Annotated in this window: 23 protein-coding genes; 12 read left to right on the top strand and 11 right to left on the bottom strand. The window is 45.5% G+C overall.

Going from position 1 to position 23530, the window contains the following annotated elements:
- The first annotated feature begins 155 nt into the window (after positions 1–155).
- The 3 genes from gshA (at position 156) to luxS (ending at position 3004) form a co-directional block, all read left to right on the top strand.
- Positions 156–1721 carry a glutamate--cysteine ligase gene (gene gshA, locus ONE56_RS10730; RefSeq protein WP_423839851.1) on the top strand — a complete coding sequence of 522 codons (1566 nt, stop codon included), beginning with the start codon at positions 156–158 and terminating at the stop codon, positions 1719–1721.
- Positions 1722–1819: 98 nt separating this feature from the next.
- Entirely contained in the window at positions 1820–2425 is a 606-nt protein-coding gene (locus tag ONE56_RS10725; RefSeq protein WP_423839850.1) for a hypothetical protein, read from the top strand.
- A 60-nt stretch (positions 2426–2485) separates the two neighbouring features.
- Positions 2486–3004 carry an S-ribosylhomocysteine lyase gene (luxS, locus tag ONE56_RS10720; protein WP_331438477.1) on the top strand — a complete coding sequence of 173 codons (519 nt, stop codon included), beginning with the start codon at positions 2486–2488 and terminating at the stop codon, positions 3002–3004.
- A 122-nt stretch (positions 3005–3126) separates the two neighbouring features.
- Here the strand turns inward: luxS and ONE56_RS10715 are convergent, their stop codons facing one another.
- Both ONE56_RS10715 and ONE56_RS10710 read right to left on the bottom strand, forming a co-directional pair.
- A complete protein-coding gene (locus ONE56_RS10715) occupies positions 3127–4398 on the bottom strand; it encodes an HlyC/CorC family transporter (RefSeq protein WP_423839849.1) in 1272 nt (423 codons plus the stop codon).
- A gap of 115 nt (positions 4399–4513) precedes the next feature.
- On the bottom strand, positions 4514–5308 hold the full coding sequence (locus ONE56_RS10710) for a cytochrome C assembly family protein (protein ID WP_041155630.1): 795 nt from the start codon (positions 5306–5308) through the stop codon (positions 4514–4516).
- Positions 5309–5521: 213 nt separating this feature from the next.
- Here ONE56_RS10710 and ffh point away from each other — a divergent pair, with 213 nt between their 5' ends.
- From ffh to rplS, 5 genes are all read left to right on the top strand, one after another.
- Positions 5522–6904, top strand: a complete 1383-nt coding sequence (ffh, locus tag ONE56_RS10705) for a signal recognition particle protein (protein WP_331438475.1) — start codon at positions 5522–5524, stop codon at positions 6902–6904.
- Positions 6905–7114: 210 nt separating this feature from the next.
- Positions 7115–7363, top strand: a complete 249-nt coding sequence (gene rpsP, locus ONE56_RS10700; protein ID WP_005379962.1) for a 30S ribosomal protein S16 — start codon at positions 7115–7117, stop codon at positions 7361–7363.
- A gap of 29 nt (positions 7364–7392) precedes the next feature.
- On the top strand, positions 7393–7941 hold the full coding sequence (gene rimM, locus ONE56_RS10695) for a ribosome maturation factor RimM (protein ID WP_041155629.1): 549 nt from the start codon (positions 7393–7395) through the stop codon (positions 7939–7941).
- A gap of 27 nt (positions 7942–7968) precedes the next feature.
- Positions 7969–8730 (top strand): tRNA (guanosine(37)-N1)-methyltransferase TrmD, encoded by a 762-nt coding sequence (trmD, locus tag ONE56_RS10690; protein ID WP_423839848.1) that lies wholly within the window; start codon positions 7969–7971, stop codon positions 8728–8730.
- Between the two features lie 40 nt (positions 8731–8770).
- Complete coding sequence (gene rplS, locus ONE56_RS10685; protein ID WP_041155627.1) at positions 8771–9124, top strand: 50S ribosomal protein L19; 354 nt, start codon at positions 8771–8773, stop codon at positions 9122–9124.
- A gap of 108 nt (positions 9125–9232) precedes the next feature.
- On the opposite strand, the gene ONE56_RS10680 is transcribed toward rplS, so the two are convergent.
- The 9 genes from ONE56_RS10680 to nadC all read right to left on the bottom strand — a co-directional run bounded on the left by ONE56_RS10680 (position 9233) and on the right by nadC (position 16920).
- Positions 9233–9652, bottom strand: a complete 420-nt coding sequence (locus tag ONE56_RS10680) for a hypothetical protein (protein ID WP_423839847.1) — start codon at positions 9650–9652, stop codon at positions 9233–9235.
- A 70-nt stretch (positions 9653–9722) separates the two neighbouring features.
- Complete coding sequence (gene yacG / locus ONE56_RS10675; protein ID WP_041155626.1) at positions 9723–9917, bottom strand: DNA gyrase inhibitor YacG; 195 nt, start codon at positions 9915–9917, stop codon at positions 9723–9725.
- An 83-nt stretch (positions 9918–10000) separates the two neighbouring features.
- Positions 10001–10741, bottom strand: a complete 741-nt coding sequence (gene zapD / locus ONE56_RS10670; protein ID WP_041155625.1) for a cell division protein ZapD — start codon at positions 10739–10741, stop codon at positions 10001–10003.
- Between the two features lie 27 nt (positions 10742–10768).
- Positions 10769–11383, bottom strand: coding sequence for a dephospho-CoA kinase (coaE, locus tag ONE56_RS10665; RefSeq protein ID WP_041155624.1), 615 nt, complete (start codon positions 11381–11383; stop codon positions 10769–10771).
- On the bottom strand, positions 11384–12253 hold the full coding sequence (locus tag ONE56_RS10660) for a prepilin peptidase (RefSeq protein WP_423839846.1): 870 nt from the start codon (positions 12251–12253) through the stop codon (positions 11384–11386). It abuts the gene before it with no gap.
- A 138-nt stretch (positions 12254–12391) separates the two neighbouring features.
- Positions 12392–13615: a type II secretion system F family protein gene (locus tag ONE56_RS10655; protein ID WP_423839845.1), complete on the bottom strand. Its 1224-nt coding sequence runs from the start codon at positions 13613–13615 to the stop codon at positions 12392–12394.
- 30 nt (positions 13616–13645) lie between these two features.
- The gene (gene pilB, locus ONE56_RS10650; protein WP_423839844.1) at positions 13646–15331 is read right to left on the bottom strand and encodes a type IV-A pilus assembly ATPase PilB; all 1686 of its coding nucleotides are present in this window, start codon (positions 15329–15331) and stop codon (positions 13646–13648) included.
- Entirely contained in the window at positions 15331–15771 is a 441-nt protein-coding gene (locus tag ONE56_RS10645) for a type IV pilin protein (protein ID WP_423839843.1), read from the bottom strand. The genes pilB and ONE56_RS10645 overlap by 1 nt, the downstream gene beginning before the upstream one ends.
- A 261-nt stretch (positions 15772–16032) precedes the next feature.
- Positions 16033–16920: a carboxylating nicotinate-nucleotide diphosphorylase gene (nadC, locus tag ONE56_RS10640; RefSeq protein WP_423839842.1), complete on the bottom strand. Its 888-nt coding sequence runs from the start codon at positions 16918–16920 to the stop codon at positions 16033–16035.
- A gap of 96 nt (positions 16921–17016) precedes the next feature.
- Between nadC and ampD the strand changes: the two genes are divergently transcribed.
- The 4 genes from ampD (at position 17017) to aceF (ending at position 23391) form a co-directional block, all read left to right on the top strand.
- The gene (ampD, locus tag ONE56_RS10635; RefSeq protein ID WP_041155620.1) at positions 17017–17568 is read left to right on the top strand and encodes a 1,6-anhydro-N-acetylmuramyl-L-alanine amidase AmpD; all 552 of its coding nucleotides are present in this window, start codon (positions 17017–17019) and stop codon (positions 17566–17568) included.
- 401 nt (positions 17569–17969) lie between these two features.
- Positions 17970–18737, top strand: coding sequence for a pyruvate dehydrogenase complex transcriptional repressor PdhR (gene pdhR, locus ONE56_RS10630; RefSeq protein ID WP_041155619.1), 768 nt, complete (start codon positions 17970–17972; stop codon positions 18735–18737).
- A 48-nt stretch (positions 18738–18785) separates the two neighbouring features.
- Positions 18786–21446: a pyruvate dehydrogenase (acetyl-transferring), homodimeric type gene (gene aceE / locus ONE56_RS10625; protein ID WP_331438468.1), complete on the top strand. Its 2661-nt coding sequence runs from the start codon at positions 18786–18788 to the stop codon at positions 21444–21446.
- A gap of 19 nt (positions 21447–21465) precedes the next feature.
- Positions 21466–23391, top strand: a complete 1926-nt coding sequence (gene aceF / locus ONE56_RS10620; RefSeq protein WP_423839841.1) for a pyruvate dehydrogenase complex dihydrolipoyllysine-residue acetyltransferase — start codon at positions 21466–21468, stop codon at positions 23389–23391.
- Positions 23392–23530 lie beyond the last annotated feature (139 nt).

Genomic DNA, 23530 nt, shown 5'->3' with positions numbered 1-23530 from the left:
GTACGCATGTTATAGCGGAGGGCTTACTCTCCGCTATGTATTTAGATAAGTCATTTTACAAAGTTAATTTATCTATATGCTAAAATTATCAATAACTTAGCTTTCACTTGCTTCGGATGGCAAGTGTCCTGCTCCTAATATAAGCGAACCTCATTTTGACTGATTTTGCTGCGCGACTGGAAAAAGTTGCATCAACCCCCGAAGTATTTAAGCAGTTTGGACGCGGTGTTGAGCGTGAAACATTACGCTATCGTCAGGATGGACACCTAGCCACAACACCTCATCCTGAGGGATTGGGCTCCGCGTTCACAAACCAATGGATCACCACTGACTTTTCTGAGTCTTTGCTGGAATTCATAACCCCGGTTTCTCATGATATCCCCGAGCTGATCGCACAACTCAAAGACATCCATCACTTTACCCAAACGAAGATGGGTGACGAGAAGATGTGGCCACTTTCAATGCCTTGCTACGTTAGCAGTGAAGATGAGATTAACCTTGCTCAATATGGTTCATCCAATGCTGCAAAAATGAAAACGTTGTATCGTGAAGGGCTTAAACGTCGTTACGGTAGCTTAATGCAGATCATCTCGGGCGTGCATTTTAACTTCTCTTTCCCGGAATCGTTTTGGGATGCGCTCTACGGAGAGCAAGATGAGGCTTCACGTCAGGAAGCAAAATCAGCCGCTTACTTCGCTCTGATCCGAAATTACTACCGTTTTGGTTGGTTAATTCCATACTTCTTCGGGGCTTCACCTGCGCTGTGCGGATCTTTTATCCAGGGCAGAGAAACGGATCTTCCCTTTGAGAGTATTGGTGGTACGCTCTATTTGCCAAAATCGACGTCTTTACGCCTTAGTGATCTTGGTTACACCAACAACGCACAGAGCAAATTGAAGATCGGATTTAACAGTATTGAACAATACCTCGAAGGTCTCAATGATGCGATTCATCGTCCATCTGAAGAGTTCGCGAAAATAGGCGTAAAAGTTGATGGTGAATATCGTCAACTCAACTCTAATATTCTGCAAATTGAAAACGAACTTTACGCTCCCATCCGCCCTAAACGCGTGGCGAAAAGTGGTGAGAAACCATCAGAGGCATTAAAGCGCGCTGGTGTTGAATATATTGAAGTGCGCTCGTTAGATGTAAACCCGTTCAGTCCTGTGGGCGTCACTGAAGATCAGGTGCGTTTTCTCGATATGTTCCTTACTTGGGCTGCGCTTTCTGACTCTGAGCCGATGAATAACAGTGATTTAGCATGTTGGCGCGATAACTGGAACAAGGTGGTTGTGTCGGGTCGTGAGAAAGGTTTGATGCTCCAGATTGGCTGCCAAGGCGAGCGACTTTCTTTGCAAGAATGGGCGAAAAGAGTCTTCGTTGAACTTCGCCAAATCGCCATAAAAATGGATGCTTCTGTTGGTGGTCATGCCTATCAAGATGTTTGCGACAAACTCGCGACATGGATTGATGAGCCAGAGTTGACCATCTCAGGCCAGCTGTTAGCCCTAACGAAAGAGCTAGGCGGCTTAGGTAAAGTGGGTTGCAGTTTGGGTATGAAATATCGAGAGGAGAACCTCGCACATACTTACCAATATTACTCACAAGATGTTATGGAAACTGAAGTGGTAACTTCGGTAGAAAAACAGAAGCAGTCTGAGCAAAGTGATACGTTATCTTTTGATGACTTTTTGCAAGACTACTTTGCTTATCTAAAATAAGCGTACTGATCTAGAGTGACAATGATCATCTGTATTACAGTGCTTATTTAGTTAGAGCACAGCGCTCATCTGGAATAATAGTAAGTTGGTAAAGATTGGTGAACATCAAGTCGTTAGCAGTATCCATTTTAGTCAGTGTGTTGTTAGTCGGGTGTTCGACTGCTCCACCTCAACAACAGGGTAACCTGTGTGAAATTTTCCGAGAACATCCGAGTTGGTATGAAGATGCCATTGATATGGAAGAGGAGTGGGGCACTCCGATTCATGTTGCAATGGCTATCATCAAACAGGAGAGTAGCTTCCGACATGATGCAAAACCACCAATAGATTATGTGCTTGGTTTTATTCCTTGGGGACGAGTAAGCAGTGCATATGGCTATGCACAAGCACAAGACCCTGCTTGGGACGACTTTCAGAATGCCACTGGAAGTTGGAGCTCGAGAAGTGATTTTGATGACGCGATGATGTTTGTTGGTTGGTACACCCATGAAACTCGGCGTCAGCTAGGCATCTCTTTATGGGACCCCTATAATCAATATTTGGCTTATCATGAAGGACGAGGTGGGTACAAACGTGGTAGCTACAAAAGAAAACCAAGTTTAATGAAAATTGCGAGGCGCGTGGAGCAAACCGCAAAAACGTATGGCTGGCAGTTGAAACAGTGCCGACAAGAGTTAGAAGACAATCGTAGTTGGTTCTTCTAGCCGGAACAGAAATGAAAACCAATCCCGTCAGGTGTTGGAATTACAATAAGGAGAGATGTAATGCCTTTACTCGATAGCTTTACTGTCGACCACACTCGTATGAATGCACCTGCTGTGCGCGTGGCGAAAACAATGCAAACCCCAAAAGGTGATACCATAACCGTTTTCGACTTGCGTTTTACAGCGCCGAATAAAGATATCCTTTCAGAGAAAGGTATTCACACGTTAGAGCATTTATATGCAGGGTTTATGCGCGCGCACTTGAACGGTGATAGCGTGGAAATTATTGATATTTCTCCGATGGGATGTCGCACTGGTTTCTATATGAGTCTAATCGGTACGCCTTCAGAGCAGCAAGTCGCCGATGCGTGGATTGCGGCCATGGAAGACGTATTAAAAGTGGAAAGCCAAAACAAGATCCCTGAGCTGAATGAGTATCAATGCGGCACTGCTGCAATGCACTCACTCGATGAAGCAAAGCAGATCGCGAAAAATATTCTGGAGGCGGGCGTGTCAGTAAATAAAAACGACGAGCTTGCGCTGCCTGAATCAATGCTTAAAGAACTGCGTATCGACTAACGTTCTCTGATGAGAGCGCCTTCCTAGTTATCTCGTAGTAAGATAATTAAAAGGATATACGAAAAAAAAAGAGCCTGACTATTGAAGTGTCAGGCTCTTTTTTTCTTTTACTTGTTAAGGCTCTACGACTTTTTCTTCTTCGGGTAGACCCGCACGAGCTTAATGCGGTTCTCTTCTATTTCAACGATCTCCATCCGGTGCCCAGACACCTTTACACTGAGATGGCTTTCTGGAATATCTTCAAGGTGTTCCAAAATAAGACCGTTGAGTGTTCTTGGTCCAGAGGTTGGCAAATCCCATTTGAGCCCTTTGTTGATATCACGGATATTGGCACTGCCTTCAATAAGAAAACTTCCATCACCTTGTGGGCTGATTTCATCAGCTAGGCTAGGAGAGATGGAGGTGGTGAACTCACCGATGATTTCTTCCAAAATATCTTCCAGCGTTACTAATCCTATGATATCGCCATACTCATCGACGATAAGACCAATACGCTGTTTGTTGCGCTGGAATTTCAGCATTTGTACGTTCAGTGGCGTGCCTTCAGGGATGTAATAAACTTCATCTAATGCCCGCAACAAGGTTTCTTTGGTGAACTCATTTTTTTCCAGCATAAGGCGATACGCTTCACGTAAGCGTAACATGCCAACCACTTCATCAATTTGGTCACGATAAAACACAATTCGCCCATGAGGTGAGTGGGTCAATTGACGAACGATTGACTTCCAATCATCGTTAATATCGATCCCCGTAATTTCATTACGTGGCACCATAATATCGTTCACTGTGACGTGTTCGAGATCTAGGATAGAGACCAGCATATCCTGATGTCGACGCGGGATCAGTCCACCGGCTTCATTGACCACGGTGCGTAACTCTTCCGAGCTGAGATGATCTTCGACGGAGTGATCCGCTTTGACACCAAGCAGTCGAATGAAGCCATTAGTAATAAAATTCACCAACAAAACCAAAGGTGAAAGTAACTTCATTAAAATGCTAAGTAGAATACTGCTCGCATAAGAGACACGCTCTGGGAAAAGCGCGGCGATGGTCTTCGGTGTGACTTCGGCAAACACCAGTACCACCATGGTGAGAGCACCAGTTGCAATCGCGACCCCCATATCGCCATAAAGGCGCATACCAATAATCGTGGCAATGGCCGAGGCAAGAATGTTCACAAGGTTATTGCCGATAAGAATTAGACCAATCAAACGATCTGGACGGTCTAGTAGCTTTTCGACGCGCTTTGCTCCCTTATGCCCATTTTTGGCTAAGTGTTTCAAGCGATAGCGGTTCAAAGACATCATCCCTGTTTCTGAACCGGAAAAGTAACCTGATATGACGATAAGACACGCGAGTAGCGCAAATAAGATACCCGTAGAGATGTCGTCCAAAGCGTTGTTATTCCTTGTAAGTGTTTTGTTTATTCAAGAGCCACATGAAACTCTTAAGTGGTGTTTTAAAGTACTGTATTTGATTTGGCGTTGAATATAAAGGCTCAAGGGAGCGTTAATTCAAGATGATCTCTTTGACAAAACGACTGCCAAAATAAGCCAGTGTGAGCAACGTAGCTCCGGCAACGGCAAACCAAGTCACTTTTTTACCTCGCCATCCTTTTTGGTAATGTCCCCAAAGCAATACTGAATAGACCACCCAAGCACAGAAAGAGAGAATCGCTTTATGTGCTTTACCTTGTGCGAACATATCCTGAACGAACACAAATCCAGTGAGCAGCGTGAAGGTCAGTAGCAGGTTACCAATTAAAATAATTTTAAATAATTGCCGTTCAACCATCATTAGCGGAGGTAGATTTGGATTTATGGCTAACGATTTTTTCGTTTTCAGTTTATGGTCAAGCCACGCAAGTTGCAGCGCGTACAGAGCGCCAATCGTCAGCGTAGCGTAGGCAAACAGCGCCAACGATATGTGAATAAGCAACTTAGGATCATTTTCTAAATGTTTAATGAAAGTGCTAGGTAAAAACGTCGCCGCCGATAAATTAATGGCTGCAAAGCTATAAACCACTGGCAGCAGAAACCACAACCGGTTTTTGAGCATAGCCAGGCTCATGACCAAGGAAATGATGAAGCTGATCAGGGACGCGACATTTAAAATGCTGAGGTTTTGACCAGAACCATCGAGAATCAAATCACTCAATAACCAAGCGTGAAAAACCAGTGCGCACGCGGCACTAGCAAACACGGTCTTTGCTTTGATGCCAGACTGTTGTGAAAGTCCGGGTATGATGGTTGCGATAGCCAAAATGTAAAGTATGGCGGCCGCAATGGCAATTAAGCTATCCATGAATCCATAAAGGTTGTTGTCCAGAATAACGAAATTATACCTTGCATTACTCTTTGGAGCTATGACCTATGCAATAACAATCATCATAGATGAGACATTGAAATTAATAAGTTAGCTTCCCATATAGTAATAGAGCAGTAGTACGGGTATGACTGTGACCTTGGCTAAGGTATACTCACACTAATTAGTCGCCATTTTAGCGAAGAGACAAAGATGTTTGAGAATTTAACGGATCGATTATCCAAAACGCTGAAAAATATCAGCGGTAAAGGTCGTCTGACAGAAGACAACATTAAAGAGACCTTACGTGAAGTGCGTATGGCATTACTGGAAGCGGACGTTGCGCTACCGGTTGTTCGCGAATTTGTAAACCGCGTTAAGGAAAAGGCGGTGGGTGTTGAGGTCTCTAAATCTCTGACCCCAGGCCAAGAGTTTATTAAGATAGTACAATCTGAGCTAGAAGCGGTGATGGGGGAGTCGAACGAAGCCCTTAACCTAGCAGCTCAGCCACCTGCGGTTCTTCTTATGGCAGGTCTACAAGGTGCGGGTAAAACCACATCGGTAGGTAAATTGTCTAAGCTTTTGAGCGAGCGTGATAAGAAAAAGGTTTTGGTCGTTTCTGCCGACGTTTACCGCCCTGCGGCGATCAAACAGCTAGAAACCTTGGCAGCAGATGTTGGTGTTGATTTCTTCCCATCATCACCTGACCAAAAGCCGATTGATATTGCTAACGCAGCCATCGACCACGCCAAGAAAAAATTCTATGACGTGCTGATTGTCGATACGGCAGGTCGTCTGGCGATTGATGAACAGATGATGGGCGAGATTAAAGATCTCCATTCAGCCATCAACCCTGTCGAAACGCTGTTTGTTGTTGATGCCATGACTGGTCAGGATGCGGCAAATACTGCAAAAGCTTTTGGTGATGCACTGCCACTTACCGGTGTTGTTCTGACCAAGGTCGACGGCGATGCTCGCGGCGGTGCTGCTCTTTCCGTGCGTCATATCACTGGCAAACCAATTAAATTCTTAGGTGTCGGTGAAAAAACGGACGCATTAGAACCCTTCCACCCGGACCGTGTTGCATCACGTATTTTGGGCATGGGTGATGTGCTTTCTTTGATTGAAGATTTACAACGTAATGTCGATCAAGATAAAGCAGAAAAGCTGGCGAAGAAATTTAAAGAGAAGAAAGGCTTCGATTTAGAAGATTTTCGTGAGCAGCTTGGTCAGATGCAAAACATGGGTGGCATGATGGGCATGATGGATAAGCTTCCTGGCATGTCTCAGCTCCCTGAGAACGTCAAAGATAAAGTCGATGACAAGATGTTCAAACAGATGGAAGCGATCATTAGTTCAATGACCATGAAAGAGCGTCAGCGTCCAGAAATCATCAAAGGTTCACGCAAGAAACGTATCGCAGCAGGCTCTGGGGTACAAGTTCAAGATGTTAACCGTCTACTCAAACAGTTCACCCAAATGCAGAAAATGATGAAGAAAATGCAAAAAGGTGGCATGAAAGGAATGATGCGCAATATGCAAGGCATGATGGGCGGAATGGGCGGCGGCGGTGGCTTCAATCCATTTGGTCGATAATTGCACAATTACATCACCTAACTACGCAAAATTTCAAGGTGTTAGCTGCGTCACAAACTGTAAATTCGATTTATGTTGGTGAAAAAGTAACTAAACCCTTGCATTGCTCCGGGAGAAGAGTAAAATTCCGGAGCTTTATTTTGGCACGAGACCCCAAGCTATTTTAGTTTCTGGGGTTAATTTTATTTTTGAGAAAGCAAAGAGGACGACATGGTAACCATTCGTTTGGCACGTCACGGCGCTAAAAAGCGTCCATTTTATCAAATCGTAGTAGCGGACAGCCGCAACGCTGCAACTGGCCGTTTCATCGAGAAAGTTGGTTTCTTTAACCCAACTGCGAAAGGTCAAGAAGAAGGTCTACGTCTAGACCTAGACCGCGTTAACCATTGGGTTGGTCAAGGCGCGTCTGTATCTGACCGCGTTGCTAAGCTAGTTAAAGACGCTCAAAAAGCGGCTTAATTCATACTGTTAGAAGTAGAAACTAGTTTATGTCGATGAAAGGTAAAGAAACAATGAGCAACGAAAAGATTGTTGTAGGCAAGTTTGGTGCTACTTACGGCATTCGAGGTTGGCTTAAAGTTTTTTCCTACACAGACAATGCTGAAAGCATTTTCGATTACAGCCCTTGGTATATCAACCAAAAAGGGCAGTGGGTTGAGTACAAAGTAGAAAGCTGGAAGCGCCATAACAAAGGTATGGTGGCTAAGCTGGAAGGTCTGGACGTTCGCGAAGACGCGCACTTAATGACAAACTTTGAAATTGCTATCGACCCTGCAATATTACCTGAACTGTCAGAAGATGAGTTCTACTGGCGTGAATTGTTTGGAATGCAAGTAGTCACCACCAATGGTTACGATCTGGGTGTCGTGAGCGACATGTTAGAAACAGGTTCAAACGATGTTTTGGTAGTTAAAGCAAATCTTAAAGATGCTTTTGGGCAAAAGGAACGATTAATTCCGTTCCTTGAAGAGCAAGTGATCATCAATATTGATCGTGAAGCTCAACGGATCGAAGTTGACTGGGATCCTGGATTCTAATCTCCAAAATTACAGAGCGAGATAAACATGTGGGTTGGCGTAATTAGCCTGTTTCCTGAAATGTTCCGTTCTGTTACTGATTTTGGAGTAACAGGTCAAGCGGTTAAAAAAGGTCTATTGTCGATTGAGACTTGGAATCCTCGAGATTTTACTCACGACAAACATCGCACTGTCGATGACCGACCTTACGGTGGTGGTCCTGGTATGTTAATGATGGTTCAGCCTCTGCGCGATGCCATACATACCGCGAAAAAGGCCTCACCGGGTAAGACGAAAGTCATTTACCTATCTCCTCAAGGTCGCAAGCTCGATCAACAAGGAGTAGAGGAGTTGGCAACAAATGAGAACTTGCTTCTTATCTGTGGCCGCTACGAAGGGGTAGATGAGCGTATCATTCAATCTGAAGTCGACGAAGAATGGTCGATTGGGGATTTTGTGATGACGGGTGGTGAGATACCAGCCATGACGCTAATCGACTCAGTTTCTCGGTTTGTTCCGGGGGTACTGGGAGATTTTGCATCAGCAGAAGAAGACTCTTTTGCCAATGGTTTGTTAGATTGCCCTCACTATACGCGTCCTGAAGTATTGGATGACAAAGAGGTACCAGCGGTACTCATGTCAGGCAATCACAAGGATATTCGTCGGTGGCGACTCAAGCAGTCGCTGGGCCGAACTTGGCTAAGAAGACCAGAGCTCCTGGAAAACCTAGCTCTGACTGACGAACAGGAACTATTACTTGCTGAGTTTATTAATGAACATAAAGCCATTAACGAACGTCATGCAAAGTAACCTAATTTATTTAGTATCAGTTTATTCTAGGAATTTAAAAATGAGTAACATCATCAAAGCTCTTGAAGAAGAGCAAATGAAACAAGACCTACCTAAATTTGCACCAGGTGACACTGTTGTTGTTCAAGTTAAGGTAAAAGAAGGTGACCGTGAGCGTCTACAGGCTTTCGAAGGCGTTGTAATCGCAATCCGTAACCGTGGTCTACACTCTGCTTTCACTGTACGTAAGATCTCTAACGGTGAAGGTGTTGAGCGTACGTTCCAAACACACTCTCCAGTTGTTGATAGCATCGAAGTTAAACGCCGTGGTGCAGTACGTCGTGCCAAGTTGTACTACCTACGTGAGCGTTCTGGTAAGTCTGCTCGTATCAAAGAGAAACTTGCTAAGAAGTAATGCTATAACTAGCGTTCTCATCTTAAACGGAGCCCTATGGGCTCCGTTTTTTTTAACTTAAGGTTCTAGGGGAGAAAAGATAGGTCGTAGGTTATAGGATCCTAGGTCCTAGGGGAGTTTGTTGAGAGTATCGTGCTCAATTGAAAAGTTTGGCTCTTGTGGTTTTGGACTACAGAGTACAGAAATACTTGACATTGAACTTAAGTGACTGAAAAATAATCCGTAATCCGTAATCCGTAATCCGTAATCCGTAATCCGTAATCCGTAATCCGTAATCCGTAATCCGTAATCCGTAATCCGTAATCCGTAATCCGTAATCCGTAATCCGTAATCCGTAATCCGTAATCCGTAATCCGTAATCCGTAATCCGTAATCCGTAATCCGTAATCCGTAATCCGTAATCCGTAATCCGTAATCCGTAATCCGTAATCCGTAATCCGTAATCCGTAATCCGTAATCCGTAATCCGTAATCCGTAATCCGTAATCCGTAATCCGTACAACAAGCTTGGTTGGTTTTTGAGACGCAAAGCTACCCGAGTGCGCCTCCTAGGACCCTAGAACCTAGGATCCTAGGACCTTTATTTATCCTAGACCCTCTTAGTATTGATCTTCCGACCATCCGTCGCTATCAGACATATCAGGCGCACCTGCGATGGCGTTTTCTTCGTCAGCCCATTCGCCGAAATCAATCATCTGGCATTTTTTACTGCAAAACGGGCGGTTAGGGCTTTGCTCACCCCATTCAACGTCGGTACCACACTGAGGGCATTGAACGATAGTAATTTTAGACATGGATTGTTCGTCCCTTTTGGTTTTCTATAACAAGTTTGGATGATTAGAAGAATAATAGAAAGTCGTTGTTGAGTGAACGCCACTTAGCAACAAACCGCCAATTCAAACTCGACATCTTGGGTACAGGCTTGCCCAGTTTCAAACGACATAAATTTGATCGCAAATCGGTTCTTATGACCAGAAATCATTGGATATACACCAAACTCCATTGGAATATGCAGGCGCAGAATATTGGCACCGTCTGCATCACTTTGGAAAAAGCCGACTCGGCCTATCTGGGGTTTAAAGTGCCCAGTTTCACGGGTCAGCTTAAGCCAGAGAGAAAGTGCGTCAGACAGCGGCTTTAAGCTTGTTTGCCACTGTTGAGCATCGTGCTTTTTACGCTCAATTGGCAAATGGAGCCAGTAGTGCAAAGCGGGTAGATCAAAACAACATGCTCCGCCTGGTAAGTTAAATCGTTGCCTAATTGAGCTCAGAAAGCGATCATCACGCAGTGCTTGTCCAAATCGAGCAGCCCCCATCAACTGACTGTGTACTGAATCAATTTCTTGCAATAGGTCGTTGAGGGCACCTTGATCAACGCCGTCCACATTCAACCAGTGACGATAGGACAGTCGCTGTTTCTCAATATCTTTCGCCAGTTCGCTTTTTAGTTGGATCTGTTCAAAAATCTCAACCATATCGAATAACGCGCGAAAAAATAATTGATATTGATGATTGTCAGTAAAGCTAGAAGCCAAGTGAGCCTGACGCAGCAGAGACTCTACTCTTAGATAGATACGAGTTTTCTCATTTAACGGATGTTCGAATTTATGCGTGGTCATTGACATAAGCCTAGATGGGATCCTTTCCTATTTTCTCAGATTATTCTGACACATGGCTAGGTACTTTTCATGCAAATCTGTAATTTGAAGTAAAAGTTCAGGGTCGTCTGGGTTATTCTTCACCACATCATCAGCTAGAGCGAGTCTTTGCTGTTGAGACGCTTGAGATGCAAGGATCGCTTGTGCTTGCTCTTCACTAACGTTGTCGCGTTTCATAGTCCGAGAAATCTGGGTGCTTGGTTCAACATCGACCACCAGTACGCGGTCACATAAGCTTTCCAGATTGTTCTCTATCAGCAACGGCACGACCAACAGTGCGTAGTCGGATGTGACTTCTTCCAGTTCTTCGATCATTTTTTCACGAATCATTGGATGAAGCAGAGAGTTCAGCCACGCTTTTTCATCTGGATTGGAAAAAATTTTCTCGCGCAACTTAGCACGATCCAGCATTTGGTCTTCTCGAATAATCTCAGATCCAAAGTGCTCGATGATTGCATTTAAGCCCGGAGTGCCGGGTTCTACCACTTCTCTCGCAACAATGTCCGCATCGACGATGTCGATATCAAATTGTTGTTTGAACAGATTTGCCACGGTTGTTTTACCACTAGCAATACCGCCTGTCAGGCCAATTACTAAAGCCATTTACACTCCTAGAATGGACGTAAAGTACCAATTTAACATTTGCTCACCCCAGAGTAAGCATACCCATCCTGCGATCGCTAAATAGGGACCGAAAGGAAAGGCTTTCTCTATACCTTGCTTTTTCAAGCGTAGTTGAATCAGACCAAAAATAACCCCAACGAGGGAAGAAATTAAAATGATCATAGGCAGCGATTGCCAACCTAGCCAAGCCCCCAGAGCTGCAAGGAGTTTAAAGTCACCGTAGCCCATGCCTTCCTTTCCGGTCAGCAACTTGAAGCCCCAATAGACAGACCAAAGGCATAGATAACCTGCGATGGCACCAATAACTGCGTCTTGTAAACTAACAGGACTCACCTCAAGCAATGCTAAGACAATGCCAGCCCAAGTTAAAGGTAAGGTCAATTGATCGGGCAGTAACATAGTATCAAGGTCGATAAACGTTGCCGCAATCAATGTAAAGGTGAAAAAGATGAGTGCAATGGTGAAATAGCTGAATCCGAAATGGTATGCGACAAAGCCAGAGCAGGCTGCTGTCAACAGTTCTATCAGTGGGTATCTTGGGCTGATTGGCGCGTTGCAGTTATGGCATTTACCGCGTAACAGCAGCCAACTGATCACCGGGATATTGTCACGAATGCGGATCGGCGCGGCGCATTTTTGACAAGAAGAACGAGGCACACTTAAGGTTAGCGTTTCTGTAGGCGCTTTAATCTTGTATTCGGGAAAGGACTCCGCACATTCGTGGCGCCATTCTAATTCCATGATCTTAGGCAGTCGATAAATAACGACGTTGAGAAAGCTTCCCACGATCAAACCAAAAACCACGGCAAATACAACGAATAACCATGGGTAGTACTGGAATACTTCCATATATCTCTCTTGAGCGAAAAATCAAACGAGCAAGGTGCTGTTTTGATGGGACGGATTAATTCTACATCACGTTAAGATGTGTGGCGTAATGACACGGCTTCACGTTTACATCTCAACGTCATTTGAGTATGCCCTATTCTAGCCCAATACACTCATTAAGTTAAAGATAGGCAGATACATTGCCGTCACTAAGCCACCGACGACGACCCCAAGAAAAACAATAATTAACGGTTCGAGAATCTTACTTAGATTATCAACGGTGTTATCGACTTCAAACTCGTAAATCGTCGCGACTTTATTCAGCATATCATCCAGACGACCTGATTCCTCACCAATCATCACCATTTGTAACACCAATTCTGGGAAAACGTTGCAGTTGCGCATCGCGACATACATCGGCATCCCTGCTGCTGTATCGCGGTAGACGTCTTCAATTGCCAACTGATAATGCATATTACCTGACGTTTTTGATGTGGTTTTTAAACTGGTGAGAATTGGGATACCGGCGCTAAAGCTGGTAGCAAGCGTACGGCTAAACTTAGCGATTGCCGCTTTAGATAACACTGGTCCAAGGACGGGAAATTTCAAACTGGCTCGATTGATCATTAAGCGAAACGAATCGGAACGCTTGATCATAATACGGGAAGATATCAGTAAACTGAGCGCACCTAAGCCAATAAATCCGCCCCAATTTTGCATCCAAGCGGATAAGTCGAGCACTTGTCGGGTAAACCAAGGTAAATCCGCGCCAAAGCCGGAAAACATTTTTTCAAATTCTGGAATGACCTGGGTTAGCATCAGATACGATACCGCGAGCGCGACGAGAATCACCATCGCGGGATAAATTAAAGCTTTGATCACTTTGGCGCGCAGTTGTTCACTCTTTTCTCGGTAGGTAGCCAGCCGTTCAAACACCTCGGCTAAGTTGCCCGATTGTTCTCCGGTTGAGATTAGGTCGGTATACAGCGCATCAAAGTGGTTGCTCGCGGTGCGCATGGCTTTTGACATTGGAGTGCCAGCTTCTACCGCGCGGGTAATGCTCATTAACGTCGATTTCATCTCGGCTTTTTTATGGTTGTCAGACACCAGCTTTAACGCTTGTACTAAGGGCACACCGGTGACCAACATCGTCGAGATCTGGCGGGTAAACACCGTAATGTCTTTGCCTTTGACGCGATGACTGAGTTTGGTCAAAAAAGAGATGCTGCCTTTTTTGATCTTCTTTATTTTAATATGTTGGGCATCGAGACGTTCACGGACTTCAATTTCACTCATGGCGAGCGTGTGTCCAGACGTTTTTTTTCCTGAGCTATTGATGCCTTTCCAGCGGAAGTTTTTCAGTTGAGGAGTGGTGGTTTTCATAGGCTAGGTGACTGTATGTTATAGGGTTAGCTAAAAATAGAGCACGCGTTGTAACTCACTAAAACTGGTGATTCCCTGTTTGAGTTTCTCTATACCGGACATTTGTAGGGTGCTCATGCCGTTATTGACCGCAATTTTTTCCAGCTCATGCACCGAAGCGCCTTTAATTAGCGCTTCGGAAAGCGTTTCATCAAAGTGCATCACTTCGTAAATGCCGGTTCGCCCTGAATAACCATGCGTGCATTCGTTGCATCCATGAGGGTTGGCTTGAAAAATATTCTCGGTGGAGTGAATGCCAACATGCTGCAGCGCCGTGGTGAGCTCTTGCGGCTGTCTACAATGTGGGCAGAGTTTACGCGCCAGACGCTGAGCAATGATCAGGCTTAAAGAAGAAGCGAGGTTGAAGCTCTCAATCCCCATATTAGACAGGCGAATAACGGTCTCTGCTGCGGAGTTAGTGTGCAGAGTAGAGAGGACTAAGTGACCGGTTTGCGCCGCTTTAATCGCGATTTCGGCGGTGTCGAGGTCGCGAATTTCCCCGACCATCACCACATCCGGATCCTGACGTAAAAATGAGCGCAGTGCTTCGGCAAAACCAAAGCCAATTTTTGGCTGAACCTGAACTTGGTTTATGCCCGACAAGTTAATTTCGACCGGATCTTCCGCAGTCGAGATATTGATTTCTGAGGTATTGAGAATATTTAGCCCAGTATACAGGGAAACGGTTTTTCCGCTCCCGGTTGGGCCAGTCATCAAAATCATCCCTTGTGGGCGACGCAGTGCATTGAGATACAACTGTTTCTGTTGCTCGCTGTAGCCCAGCTTATCGATATCCAGAGAGGCAGAACTGCTGTCGAGTAAACGCAGTACGATTTTCTCTCCGAATAGAGTAGGCAGTGTCGACACCCGCATATCGATCGCCGTGTCTTGATTCAGTTTTAATTTGATTCGTCCGTCTTGGGGTAAGCGACGTTCGGCGATATCCAGCTTGGATAAGATCTTGATCCGTGCTGATAAACGGCGGCTTAAATGGCTGGGCGGTTGCTGGGTTTCAATTAAGATGCCGTCACAACGTAGGCGAACGCGGTACATCTTTTCATAAGGCTCAAAGTGGATATCGGATGCACCTTTACGTACCGCGTCCAATAAAATCTGGTTGATGTAGCGACTTACTGGTGATTCGTCCTGACTGAGATCTTCAATGTTGTCGATTTCATCGGCACCGATATCAACAAGGTTTGCCAGCTCGTCTTGGTTGATCTCTTTTATACCTGATTTCTCTTGGCCGATTGAGCGCCCATATAAGCGCCGAATGGCCGCGCTTAGCTCAGCAAAGTCGGCGATCACCAGCTCGATCTGTAGTCCGGTGGCAAAGCGAAAATCATCTTCTGCTTGTTGATTGGTCGGGTCTGCGACAGCCAACGTGAGTGTTGAGGACGTACGCTCGAGTGGCAGTGCGTGATGACGGGTGATCAATTCACGCAAGCCAAGTTGTTGGCATAGAGATACATATTGGTAGTCCGCGAGTTTTACACAAGGTAGCCCGACTGCGATACTAAGGTGTGTAGTGAGCTCTTCTGGTGTGAGATAGCCAGAACGAACTAACGCTTCCGGCATCGAAATGCCAGAAGCGTTGATTTGCTCTATTAACGATTCTTCTTGAGCTAAGCTAAGTAACCCGGATTGGCGAAGAATCGTTGAGAGGTTGGTTGGCATTAATAAGTCGCGGTACAGCTATTTGGTCTTGAGTCAGTAGGTACAGATTGAGTAGCACAAGTCCAACCTGTCGAGTTATCCTTAGCGTAACGTACTTTTGCTGAAGCTGTACCCAAACTGCCAGTTGTAAAAGTAAATGTTGCTGTGCCTCCACTTGTTCCTACTGGAGCTAATGCGATAGTTCCAAGGGAGTTCATTGCACTTGTTCCGCCAACTAAGTTTGCGTCGCCAGGAAATGTACCACCATTTTCTTGTTGATACATATCGATGTTAGTTAAAAGCCCGCGTAGAGTTGCTGATGCTGACGCTACTTCTGTTTTTTGAACGTAGTTTTGATAAGCTGGGATCGCTACAGCCGACAACACACCAATAATCGCCACCACAATCATTAATTCAATCAGCGTAAAACCTTGCTGTTTTTTTTGTTTAACTGGTTTCATTTTCTTTCCTTCTCAATGAAATAAATAATGCTGTTGCATTGGCGAAAGAGTAAGAAGAGAAGGGCTGGCTGAAAATGGGTTGGTGAGCGGCTATCGAGTGAGCTAAAACTCTTTGCCGTGGTGTTGCATATTGCGCGCAATTTTTTGCGAGTGATGTAATTGTTGTGGGTTATAAAAAAAGGGCCGCTTGGCCCTTTAGTGATAATCGCTTGAACTCAACTGTTTGAGTTTATTGAAATAATACGTTTTTATTTCATCGGGTTATTTGAAGCGCATCGAAAGATCAAGCGCTTTGAGGTGCTTGGTTAATGCACCGACAGAAATGTAATCCACGCCTGTTTCCGCGTATTCTGCGATAGTGTCTAGCGTGATATTGCCAGAGTTTTCTAGCGCCGCACGACCAGCGTTGATATCAACGGCTTCACACATCATCTCTTTGCTAAAGTTATCCAGCATGATGATATCGGCACCCGCATCAATGGCTTGTTTGAGCTCATCCAGGCTTTCGGTTTCCACTTCCACTGGCTTGCCTGGGTTCAACTCTTTTGCGGTTTTGATCGCTTGAGTTATACCGCCACAGGCGATGATATGGTTCTCTTTGATAAGGTACGCATCGAATACGCCAATACGATGGTTATAACCGCCGCCACACGCTACTGCGTATTTCAGTGCGCTGCGCAGACCTGGAATGGTTTTGCGTGTGTCGAGTAAACGGCATTTTGTGTGCGCAATTTTCTCTGCATACTCAGCGGTCGTTGTGGCACAACCAGACAGGGTTTGGATAAAGTTCATCGCGTTGCGCTCGCCCGTCAATAGGTCACGAGCAGGACCTGTCAGCGTGCAAAGCGTTTGGTTGGGTTCGACTTTATCGCCGTCTTTGACATGCCATTCAATGGAGACTTTGCCACCAAGCTGTTTAAAGACTTCATCTGCCCATGCTTGACCGCAGAACACACCGTGTTCACGAGTGATGATGGTGGCGGTGTTAACGGCATCCGCAGGAATAAGAGAAGCGGTGATGTCTTTATCACTATCCACACTGCCACCCAAATCTTCTTTTAAGGTGTCGGCAACCGCACGAGTGATTTCAAGAGGAAGTTGTTGTTTTAGGTATTCTAAGCGTTCTTGGCTGTTGTGTGTGTTCTTCATCGCAAATCTTATCTTGAAAGGGAGATGGCAACGAATGATACTCTCCGAGGTCAAGAATTTCAGCAGTTAATTTGCAATAGAGAGGGAGTAATTAATATGCATTCAATAATCGATAAGGGTTGGTTGATGCAAGCTAAGCACGTCCCATCGCCATTTTTTGATGCGCGTCCAGACATACAAGATATTTCTTTGTTAGTGGTACACAATATTAGCTTGCCGCCCGGGCAATTTGGTGGGCCTTATATTGAAGACTTTTTTACGGGTAAGCTCGACCCCAATGCCCATCCATTTTTTGACGTCATTCACAAAATGGGTGTTTCGGCACATTGCTTAATTAAGCGAGATGGCGAAGTCGTTCAATTTGTTTCTTTTCTTGATAGAGCTTGGCATGCGGGGCAGTCAAGCTTTGCTGGCCGAGCGAGTTGTAATGACTATTCTATCGGTATTGAATTAGAAGGAACGGAATTTATCGCTTATACAGATGAACAATATCAATCACTTACCCAGGTTACTCAAGCCATACAACAAGAATATCCCGCCATTACCTTGCCGAGAATTACTGGGCATCAGTTCATTGCACCGTTGAGAAAAAGCGATCCTGGTCTAAGCTTTGATTGGGTGAAGTATCGACAACTATTGGCGAACTAAAATGTGGATGATTTGTAAATAGTTATCCGTTTTGTCATTAAAAATTGAACGTTGCATATTTTGGAGTGATGTGAAAATAAAAAACAGATGTAGCAAATTAACAACATTATTCTTCTTGTCGGCGCATTTTAAGCGCCGTTTCGCTGACCGTTTTGTCACTTTCTGTAGTTCTCTTTCAAAAAACTAACACATCCATTCATCGCTTGTTTTAATCGTGAAATTGGTAAGACCAATTATATTGATGTTTTAATGCGCGATTGTTGCCAAAGTGTTAGGGCTAGGCCTGTTCTATGATTTAGGTCAACTTTTGGCTGGACAGTGACGTTTTAATTATGTTAATTTCTGCCTCAATTGAAAATTGGTATTACCATTTACCAGCAAAATTAGAAGAATAATAAATTATGGCTTATCAAAGGATTCGTCAGCCAAAACTCTCTGATGTGATTGAACAAGAGTTGGAGCGGTTGATTGTGGAAGGAACATTGTCTCCGGGGCAGCAACTTCCCCCAGAGCGCGAACTTGCAAAGCAGTTTGATGTCTCCCGTCCTTCAGTCCGAGAAGCCATTCAACGCTTGGAAGCAAAGCGTTTGTTAAGTCGCCGTCAAGGTGGTGGCACATTCGTTAGCGATACCATCTGGAAAAGCTTTTCCGATCCCTTGCTTAATTTATTATCGACTCACTCTGAGACACAACTTGATCTGCTCGAAACGCGTCATGCGATGGAAGGCATTTCGGCTTATTTTGCGGCTTTGCGTGGTACTGAAGAAGATTTTGCCCGTATTCAGACCTGTCTGGACCAAATCAGTGAAGAACAAAAAAGCAACAACGTTGAAGCCGAAGCCGCTGCGGTTATGCAGTTTCTTATTGCTTTAACAGAAGCCGCGCACAATGTGGTGTTGCTGCATATTGTTCGTAGCCTTGCGCCTTTACTTGAGCAAAATGTTCTACAAAATTTGAAATTACTTCACCGCCGAGAAGAAGTGGTGGAGAAAGTAAGTAAGCACCGAGCCAATATTGTGGATGCGATTGTTTCTGGGCAGCCTGAACAGGCACGAGAAATGTCTCACTCTCATTTGGCTTACATCGAAGAAACATTGTTGGATTTGACTCGAGAAGAGTCTCGACGAGAGCGTTCTCTACGTCGAATTCAGCAGGGTAATCACTCATAAGAGTGTTACTTAAATCAGTAGATCCAACCAACAGAAGGATAGATCGCCATGTCTGATATGAAGCATGACGTAGATGCACTGGAAACTCAAGAATGGCTACAGGCGCTTGAGTCAGTTGTACGTGAAGAAGGTCTAGAGCGCGCTCAGTTCCTACTAGAGCAAGTTCTAGATAAAGCACGTCTAGACGGTGTTGATATGCCAACAGGTATCACAACTAACTACATCAATACGATTCCTGCAGACCAAGAACCAGCATACCCAGGTGACACAACGCTAGAGCGTCGTATTCGTTCTATTATCCGTTGGAACGCAATCATGATCGTTCTACGTGCATCGAAGAAAGACCTAGAACTAGGCGGCCACATGGCGTCTTTCCAGTCTTCTGCTGCATTCTACGAGACATGTTTCAACCATTTCTTCCGTGCGCCAAACGAGAAGGACGGTGGCGACCTAGTTTACTACCAAGGTCATATTTCTCCTGGTATTTACTCTCGTGCATTCGTTGAAGGTCGTCTAACTGAAGAGCAGCTAGACAACTTCCGTCAAGAAGTCGATGGTAAAGGGCTTCCTTCATACCCGCACCCGAAATTGATGCCTGAATTCTGGCAGTTCCCGACCGTATCTATGGGTCTAGGTCCAATTGCTTCTATCTACCAAGCTCGTTTCCTTAAGTACCTAGAAGGCCGTGGCCTGAAAGATACGTCTGAGCAGCGCGTATACGCGTTCCTAGGTGACGGTGAGATGGATGAGCCAGAATCACGTGGTGCTATCTCTTTCGCTGCCCGTGAAAAGCTAGACAACCTATGTTTCCTAATCAACTGTAACCTGCAGCGTCTTGATGGCCCTGTAATGGGTAATGGTAAGATCATTCAAGAACTTGAAGGTCTATTCAAAGGTGCTGGTTGGAACGTAGTGAAGGTAATCTGGGGTAACAACTGGGATTCACTACTTGCTAAAGATACGACGGGTAAGCTTCTACAGCTTATGAACGAAACGATCGATGGCGACTACCAAACATTTAAATCTAAAGATGGCGCCTACGTGCGTGAGCACTTCTTTGGTAAATACCCAGAGACAGCTGCACTTGTAGCTGATATGACAGATGACGAAATCTTCGCACTTAAGCGTGGTGGTCATGAGTCTTCTAAGCTTTACGCTGCTTACAAGAACGCCGAAGAAACGAAAGGCCGTCCAACCGTTATCCTAGCTAAGACAGTTAAAGGTTACGGCATGGGTGACGCAGCGGAAGGTAAGAACATCGCGCACCAAGTTAAGAAGATGGACATGACTCACGTTCTACACCTACGTGATCGTCTGGGCCTACAAGATCTTCTAACTGACGAAGCGGTGAAAGAGCTTCCGTACCTGAAACTTGAAGAAGGTTCAAAAGAGTACGAATACCTGCATGCTCGTCGTAAAGCACTTCACGGTTACACGCCTCAGCGTCTACCTAACTTTACTGAAGCGCTCACTATCCCTGAAGTTGAAGAGTTTAAACCTCTGCTTGAAGAGCAGAAGCGTGATATCTCAACAACCATGGCGTTTGTACGTACACTGAACGTTCTACTGAAGAACAAAGGTATTGGTAAGAACATTGTTCCTATCATTGCCGATGAAGCGCGTACCTTCGGTATGGAAGGTCTATTCCGTCAAATCGGTATCTACAACCCGCAAGGCCAGACTTACACACCAGAAGACCGTGGCGTAGTTTCTTACTACAAAGAAGCGACTTCAGGTCAGGTACTGCAAGAAGGTATCAACGAGCTAGGTGCTATGTCTTCATGGGTTGCCGCTGCAACGTCATACTCGACAAACGACCTACCAATGATTCCGTTCTACATCTACTACTCAATGTTCGGTTTCCAACGTGTTGGCGACATGGCGTGGATGGCTGGTGACCAACAAGCTCGTGGTTTCCTATTGGGTGCAACGGCTGGTCGTACAACGCTAAACGGTGAAGGCCTGCAGCACGAAGATGGCCACTCGCACATCATGGCAAACACAGTACCAAACTGTATCTCTTACGACCCAACATTCGCTTACGAAGTAGCGATAATCATGCAAGACGGTATCCGTCGTATGTACGGCGAACAAGAGAACGTTTACTACTACCTAACGCTAATGAACGAGAACTACGCAATGCCAGCTATGCCAGAAGGCGCTGAAGAAGGCATTCGTAAGGGTATCTACAAGCTAGAAACCTACACAGGTTCTAAAGGTAAAGTGCAGCTAATGAGCTCGGGCACTATCATGACCGAAGTTCGTAAAGCAGCGCAAATCCTAAGCGATGACTACGGTATTGCCTCTGACGTTTACTCTGTCACGTCGTTCAACGAAGTCACTCGCGATGGCCAAGCAGCTGAGCGTTACAACATGCTACACCCAGAAGCGGAAGCGCAAGTACCTTACATCCAAACGGTAATGGGTACTGAGCCAGCTATCGCAGCAACTGACTACATGAAGAACTACGCAGAGCAGGTTCGTGCATTCATCCCTGCTGAATCATTCAAAGTTCTTGGTACTGACGGTTTCGGTCGTTCAGACAGCCGTGAAAACCTACGTCGTCACTTCGAAGTGAACGCAGGTTACGTAGTAGTAGCAGCGTTAACTGAACTAGCGAAACGTGGCGAAGTTGAAAAATCTGTAGTTGTAGAAGCTATTAAGAAATTCGACATCGACACTGAGAAAACAAACCCGCTATACGCTTAATTAAGAAGGTAGATAAGAAATGGCAATCGAAATTAATGTACCAGACATCGGTGCGGATGAGGTTGAAGTTACTGAAATCCTTGTAAGCGTTGGCGACAAGGTTGAAGAAGAGCAGTCTCTGATTACTGTTGAAGGCGATAAAGCTTCTATGGAAGTTCCAGCTTCTCAAGCGGGTATCGTTAAAGAAATCAAAGTTGCAGAAGGCGACAAGGTTTCTACTGGTTCTCTAATCATGATTTTCGAAGCCGAGGGTGCAGCTGAAGCTGCACCTGCTCCTGCGGCAGAAGCGGCTCCAGCAGCAGCTCCAGCTCCAGCAGCAGCGGCAGAATTGAAAGAAGTTCACGTACCAGACATCGGTGGTGACGAAGTTGAAGTTACTGAAATCATGGTAGCTATCGGCGACAGCATCGAAGAAGAGCAATCTCTGATCACGGTAGAAGGCGACAAAGCTTCTATGGAAGTACCGGCACCATTCGCGGGTACGCTTAAAGAGATCAAAGTAGCAGCAGGCGATAAAGTATCGACTGGTTCACTGATCATGGTCTTTGAAACTGCAGGTTCCGGTGCTCCGGCAGCACCAGCGGCAGTAGAAGCTCCTGCGGCAGCAGCTCCAGCAGCATCTGCAGCGAAAGAAGTTAACGTTCCAGATATCGGTGGCGACGAAGTAGAAGTCACTGAAATCATGGTTGCCGTTGGCGATACAGTCGAAGAAGAGCAATCTCTAATCACTGTTGAAGGCGACAAAGCTTCAATGGAAGTACCGGCACCATTCGCTGGTACAGTTAAAGAAATCAAGATTGCAGCTGGCGACAAAGTGTCTACTGGCTCACTAATCATGATTTTCTCTACAACGGAAGGCGAAGTGGCGGGTGCAGCACCTGCTCCTGCAGCAGTCGAGTCGTCGAACCGTCCAGCTCAAGCGGCAGCACCAGCAGCGCCTAAAGCGGAAGCTCCAGCGGCGGCAGCTCCAGCAGCGACCGGAACGCCGGCCGCAGGCGATTTCAAAGAGAACGATGAGTACGCTCATGCGTCTCCAGTTGTTCGTCGTCTAGCTCGCGAGTTCGGCGTAAACCTTTCTAAGGTTAAAGGTTCTGGTCGTAAGAGCCGTATCCTGAAAGAAGACGTTCAGAACTACGTGAAAGAAGCGCTTAAGCGTCTTGAGTCTGGTGCAGCAGCATCTGGCAAAGGTGACGGTGCAGCTCTTGGTCTACTACCATGGCCAAAAGTGGACTTCAGCAAGTTCGGTGAGACAGAAGTTAAACCGCTATCTCGCATTAAGAAGATCTCTGGTGCAAACCTACACCGTAACTGGGTAATGATCCCGCACGTTACACAGTGGGACAACGCAGACATCACGGCTCTTGAAGCATTCCGTAAAGAGCAAAACGCGATTGAAGCGAAGAAAGACACTGGCATGAAGATCACGCCACTTGTGTTCATCATGAAAGCGGTAGCTAAAGCGCTTGAAGCGTTCCCAGCATTCAACTCTTCACTATCAGAAGATGGTGAGAGCCTAATTCTGAAGAAATACGTGAATGTCGGTATCGCAGTAGATACACCAAACGGTCTGGTTGTTCCTGTATTTAAAGACGTGAACAAGAAAGGCATCTACGAGCTATCTGAAGAGCTAATGGTTGTTTCTAAGAAAGCACGTGCAGGTAAGCTAACGGCTGCTGACATGCAAGGTGGCTGTTTCACTATCTCTAGTCTTGGCGGCATCGGCGGTACTGCGTTTACTCCTATCGTAAACGCGCCAGAAGTGGGTATCCTAGGTGTGTCTAAGTCTGAGATGAAACCTGTATGGAACGGTAAAGAGTTCGAACCGCGTCTACAACTTCCATTGTCTCTGTCATACGATCACCGTGTGATTGATGGTGCGGAAGGTGCGCGTTTCATCACTTACCTAAACTCATGTCTATCTGACATTCGTCGTCTAGTTCTTTAATAGAAGTGGATGAAAGAGGCGGCAAATTAGCCGCCTCTGTTTATAGCGAATAACGAATAAAAATTATCGACAATTTGGTTGTTCCCCCAACTTAGTTCAGGGTTTTCTCAATCGAATTGTTGTCTAGCTCACAGGCTAA

The sequence above is a fragment of the Vibrio mytili genome (genome assembly GCF_049563345.1).
Classification (GTDB): domain Bacteria; phylum Pseudomonadota; class Gammaproteobacteria; order Enterobacterales; family Vibrionaceae; genus Vibrio; species Vibrio mytili.
This window is presented reverse-complemented; position numbering and strand designations above follow the sequence as displayed.

What these genes read in the sequence shown, in the direction of transcription:
- luxS (WP_331438477.1), top strand. Translation starts at nt 2,486, where the DNA reads ATGCCTTTACTCGATAGCTTTACTGTCGACCACACTCGTATGAATGCA.
- ONE56_RS10710 (WP_041155630.1), bottom strand. Translation starts at nt 5,308, where the DNA reads ATGGATAGCTTAATTGCCATTGCGGCCGCCATACTTTACATTTTGGCT.
- ffh (WP_331438475.1), top strand. Translation starts at nt 5,522, where the DNA reads ATGTTTGAGAATTTAACGGATCGATTATCCAAAACGCTGAAAAATATC.
- rpsP (WP_005379962.1), top strand. Translation starts at nt 7,115, where the DNA reads ATGGTAACCATTCGTTTGGCACGTCACGGCGCTAAAAAGCGTCCATTT.
- rimM (WP_041155629.1), top strand. Translation starts at nt 7,393, where the DNA reads ATGTCGATGAAAGGTAAAGAAACAATGAGCAACGAAAAGATTGTTGTA.
- trmD (WP_423839848.1), top strand. Translation starts at nt 7,969, where the DNA reads ATGTGGGTTGGCGTAATTAGCCTGTTTCCTGAAATGTTCCGTTCTGTT.
- rplS (WP_041155627.1), top strand. Translation starts at nt 8,771, where the DNA reads ATGAGTAACATCATCAAAGCTCTTGAAGAAGAGCAAATGAAACAAGAC.
- yacG (WP_041155626.1), bottom strand. Translation starts at nt 9,917, where the DNA reads ATGTCTAAAATTACTATCGTTCAATGCCCTCAGTGTGGTACCGACGTT.
- zapD (WP_041155625.1), bottom strand. Translation starts at nt 10,741, where the DNA reads ATGACCACGCATAAATTCGAACATCCGTTAAATGAGAAAACTCGTATC.
- coaE (WP_041155624.1), bottom strand. Translation starts at nt 11,383, where the DNA reads ATGGCTTTAGTAATTGGCCTGACAGGCGGTATTGCTAGTGGTAAAACA.
- ONE56_RS10660 (WP_423839846.1), bottom strand. Translation starts at nt 12,253, where the DNA reads ATGGAAGTATTCCAGTACTACCCATGGTTATTCGTTGTATTTGCCGTG.
- ONE56_RS10655 (WP_423839845.1), bottom strand. Translation starts at nt 13,615, where the DNA reads ATGAAAACCACCACTCCTCAACTGAAAAACTTCCGCTGGAAAGGCATC.
- pilB (WP_423839844.1), bottom strand. Translation starts at nt 15,331, where the DNA reads ATGCCAACCAACCTCTCAACGATTCTTCGCCAATCCGGGTTACTTAGC.
- ONE56_RS10645 (WP_423839843.1), bottom strand. Translation starts at nt 15,771, where the DNA reads ATGAAACCAGTTAAACAAAAAAAACAGCAAGGTTTTACGCTGATTGAA.
- nadC (WP_423839842.1), bottom strand. Translation starts at nt 16,920, where the DNA reads ATGAAGAACACACACAACAGCCAAGAACGCTTAGAATACCTAAAACAA.
- ampD (WP_041155620.1), top strand. Translation starts at nt 17,017, where the DNA reads ATGCATTCAATAATCGATAAGGGTTGGTTGATGCAAGCTAAGCACGTC.
- pdhR (WP_041155619.1), top strand. Translation starts at nt 17,970, where the DNA reads ATGGCTTATCAAAGGATTCGTCAGCCAAAACTCTCTGATGTGATTGAA.
- aceE (WP_331438468.1), top strand. Translation starts at nt 18,786, where the DNA reads ATGTCTGATATGAAGCATGACGTAGATGCACTGGAAACTCAAGAATGG.
- aceF (WP_423839841.1), top strand. Translation starts at nt 21,466, where the DNA reads ATGGCAATCGAAATTAATGTACCAGACATCGGTGCGGATGAGGTTGAA.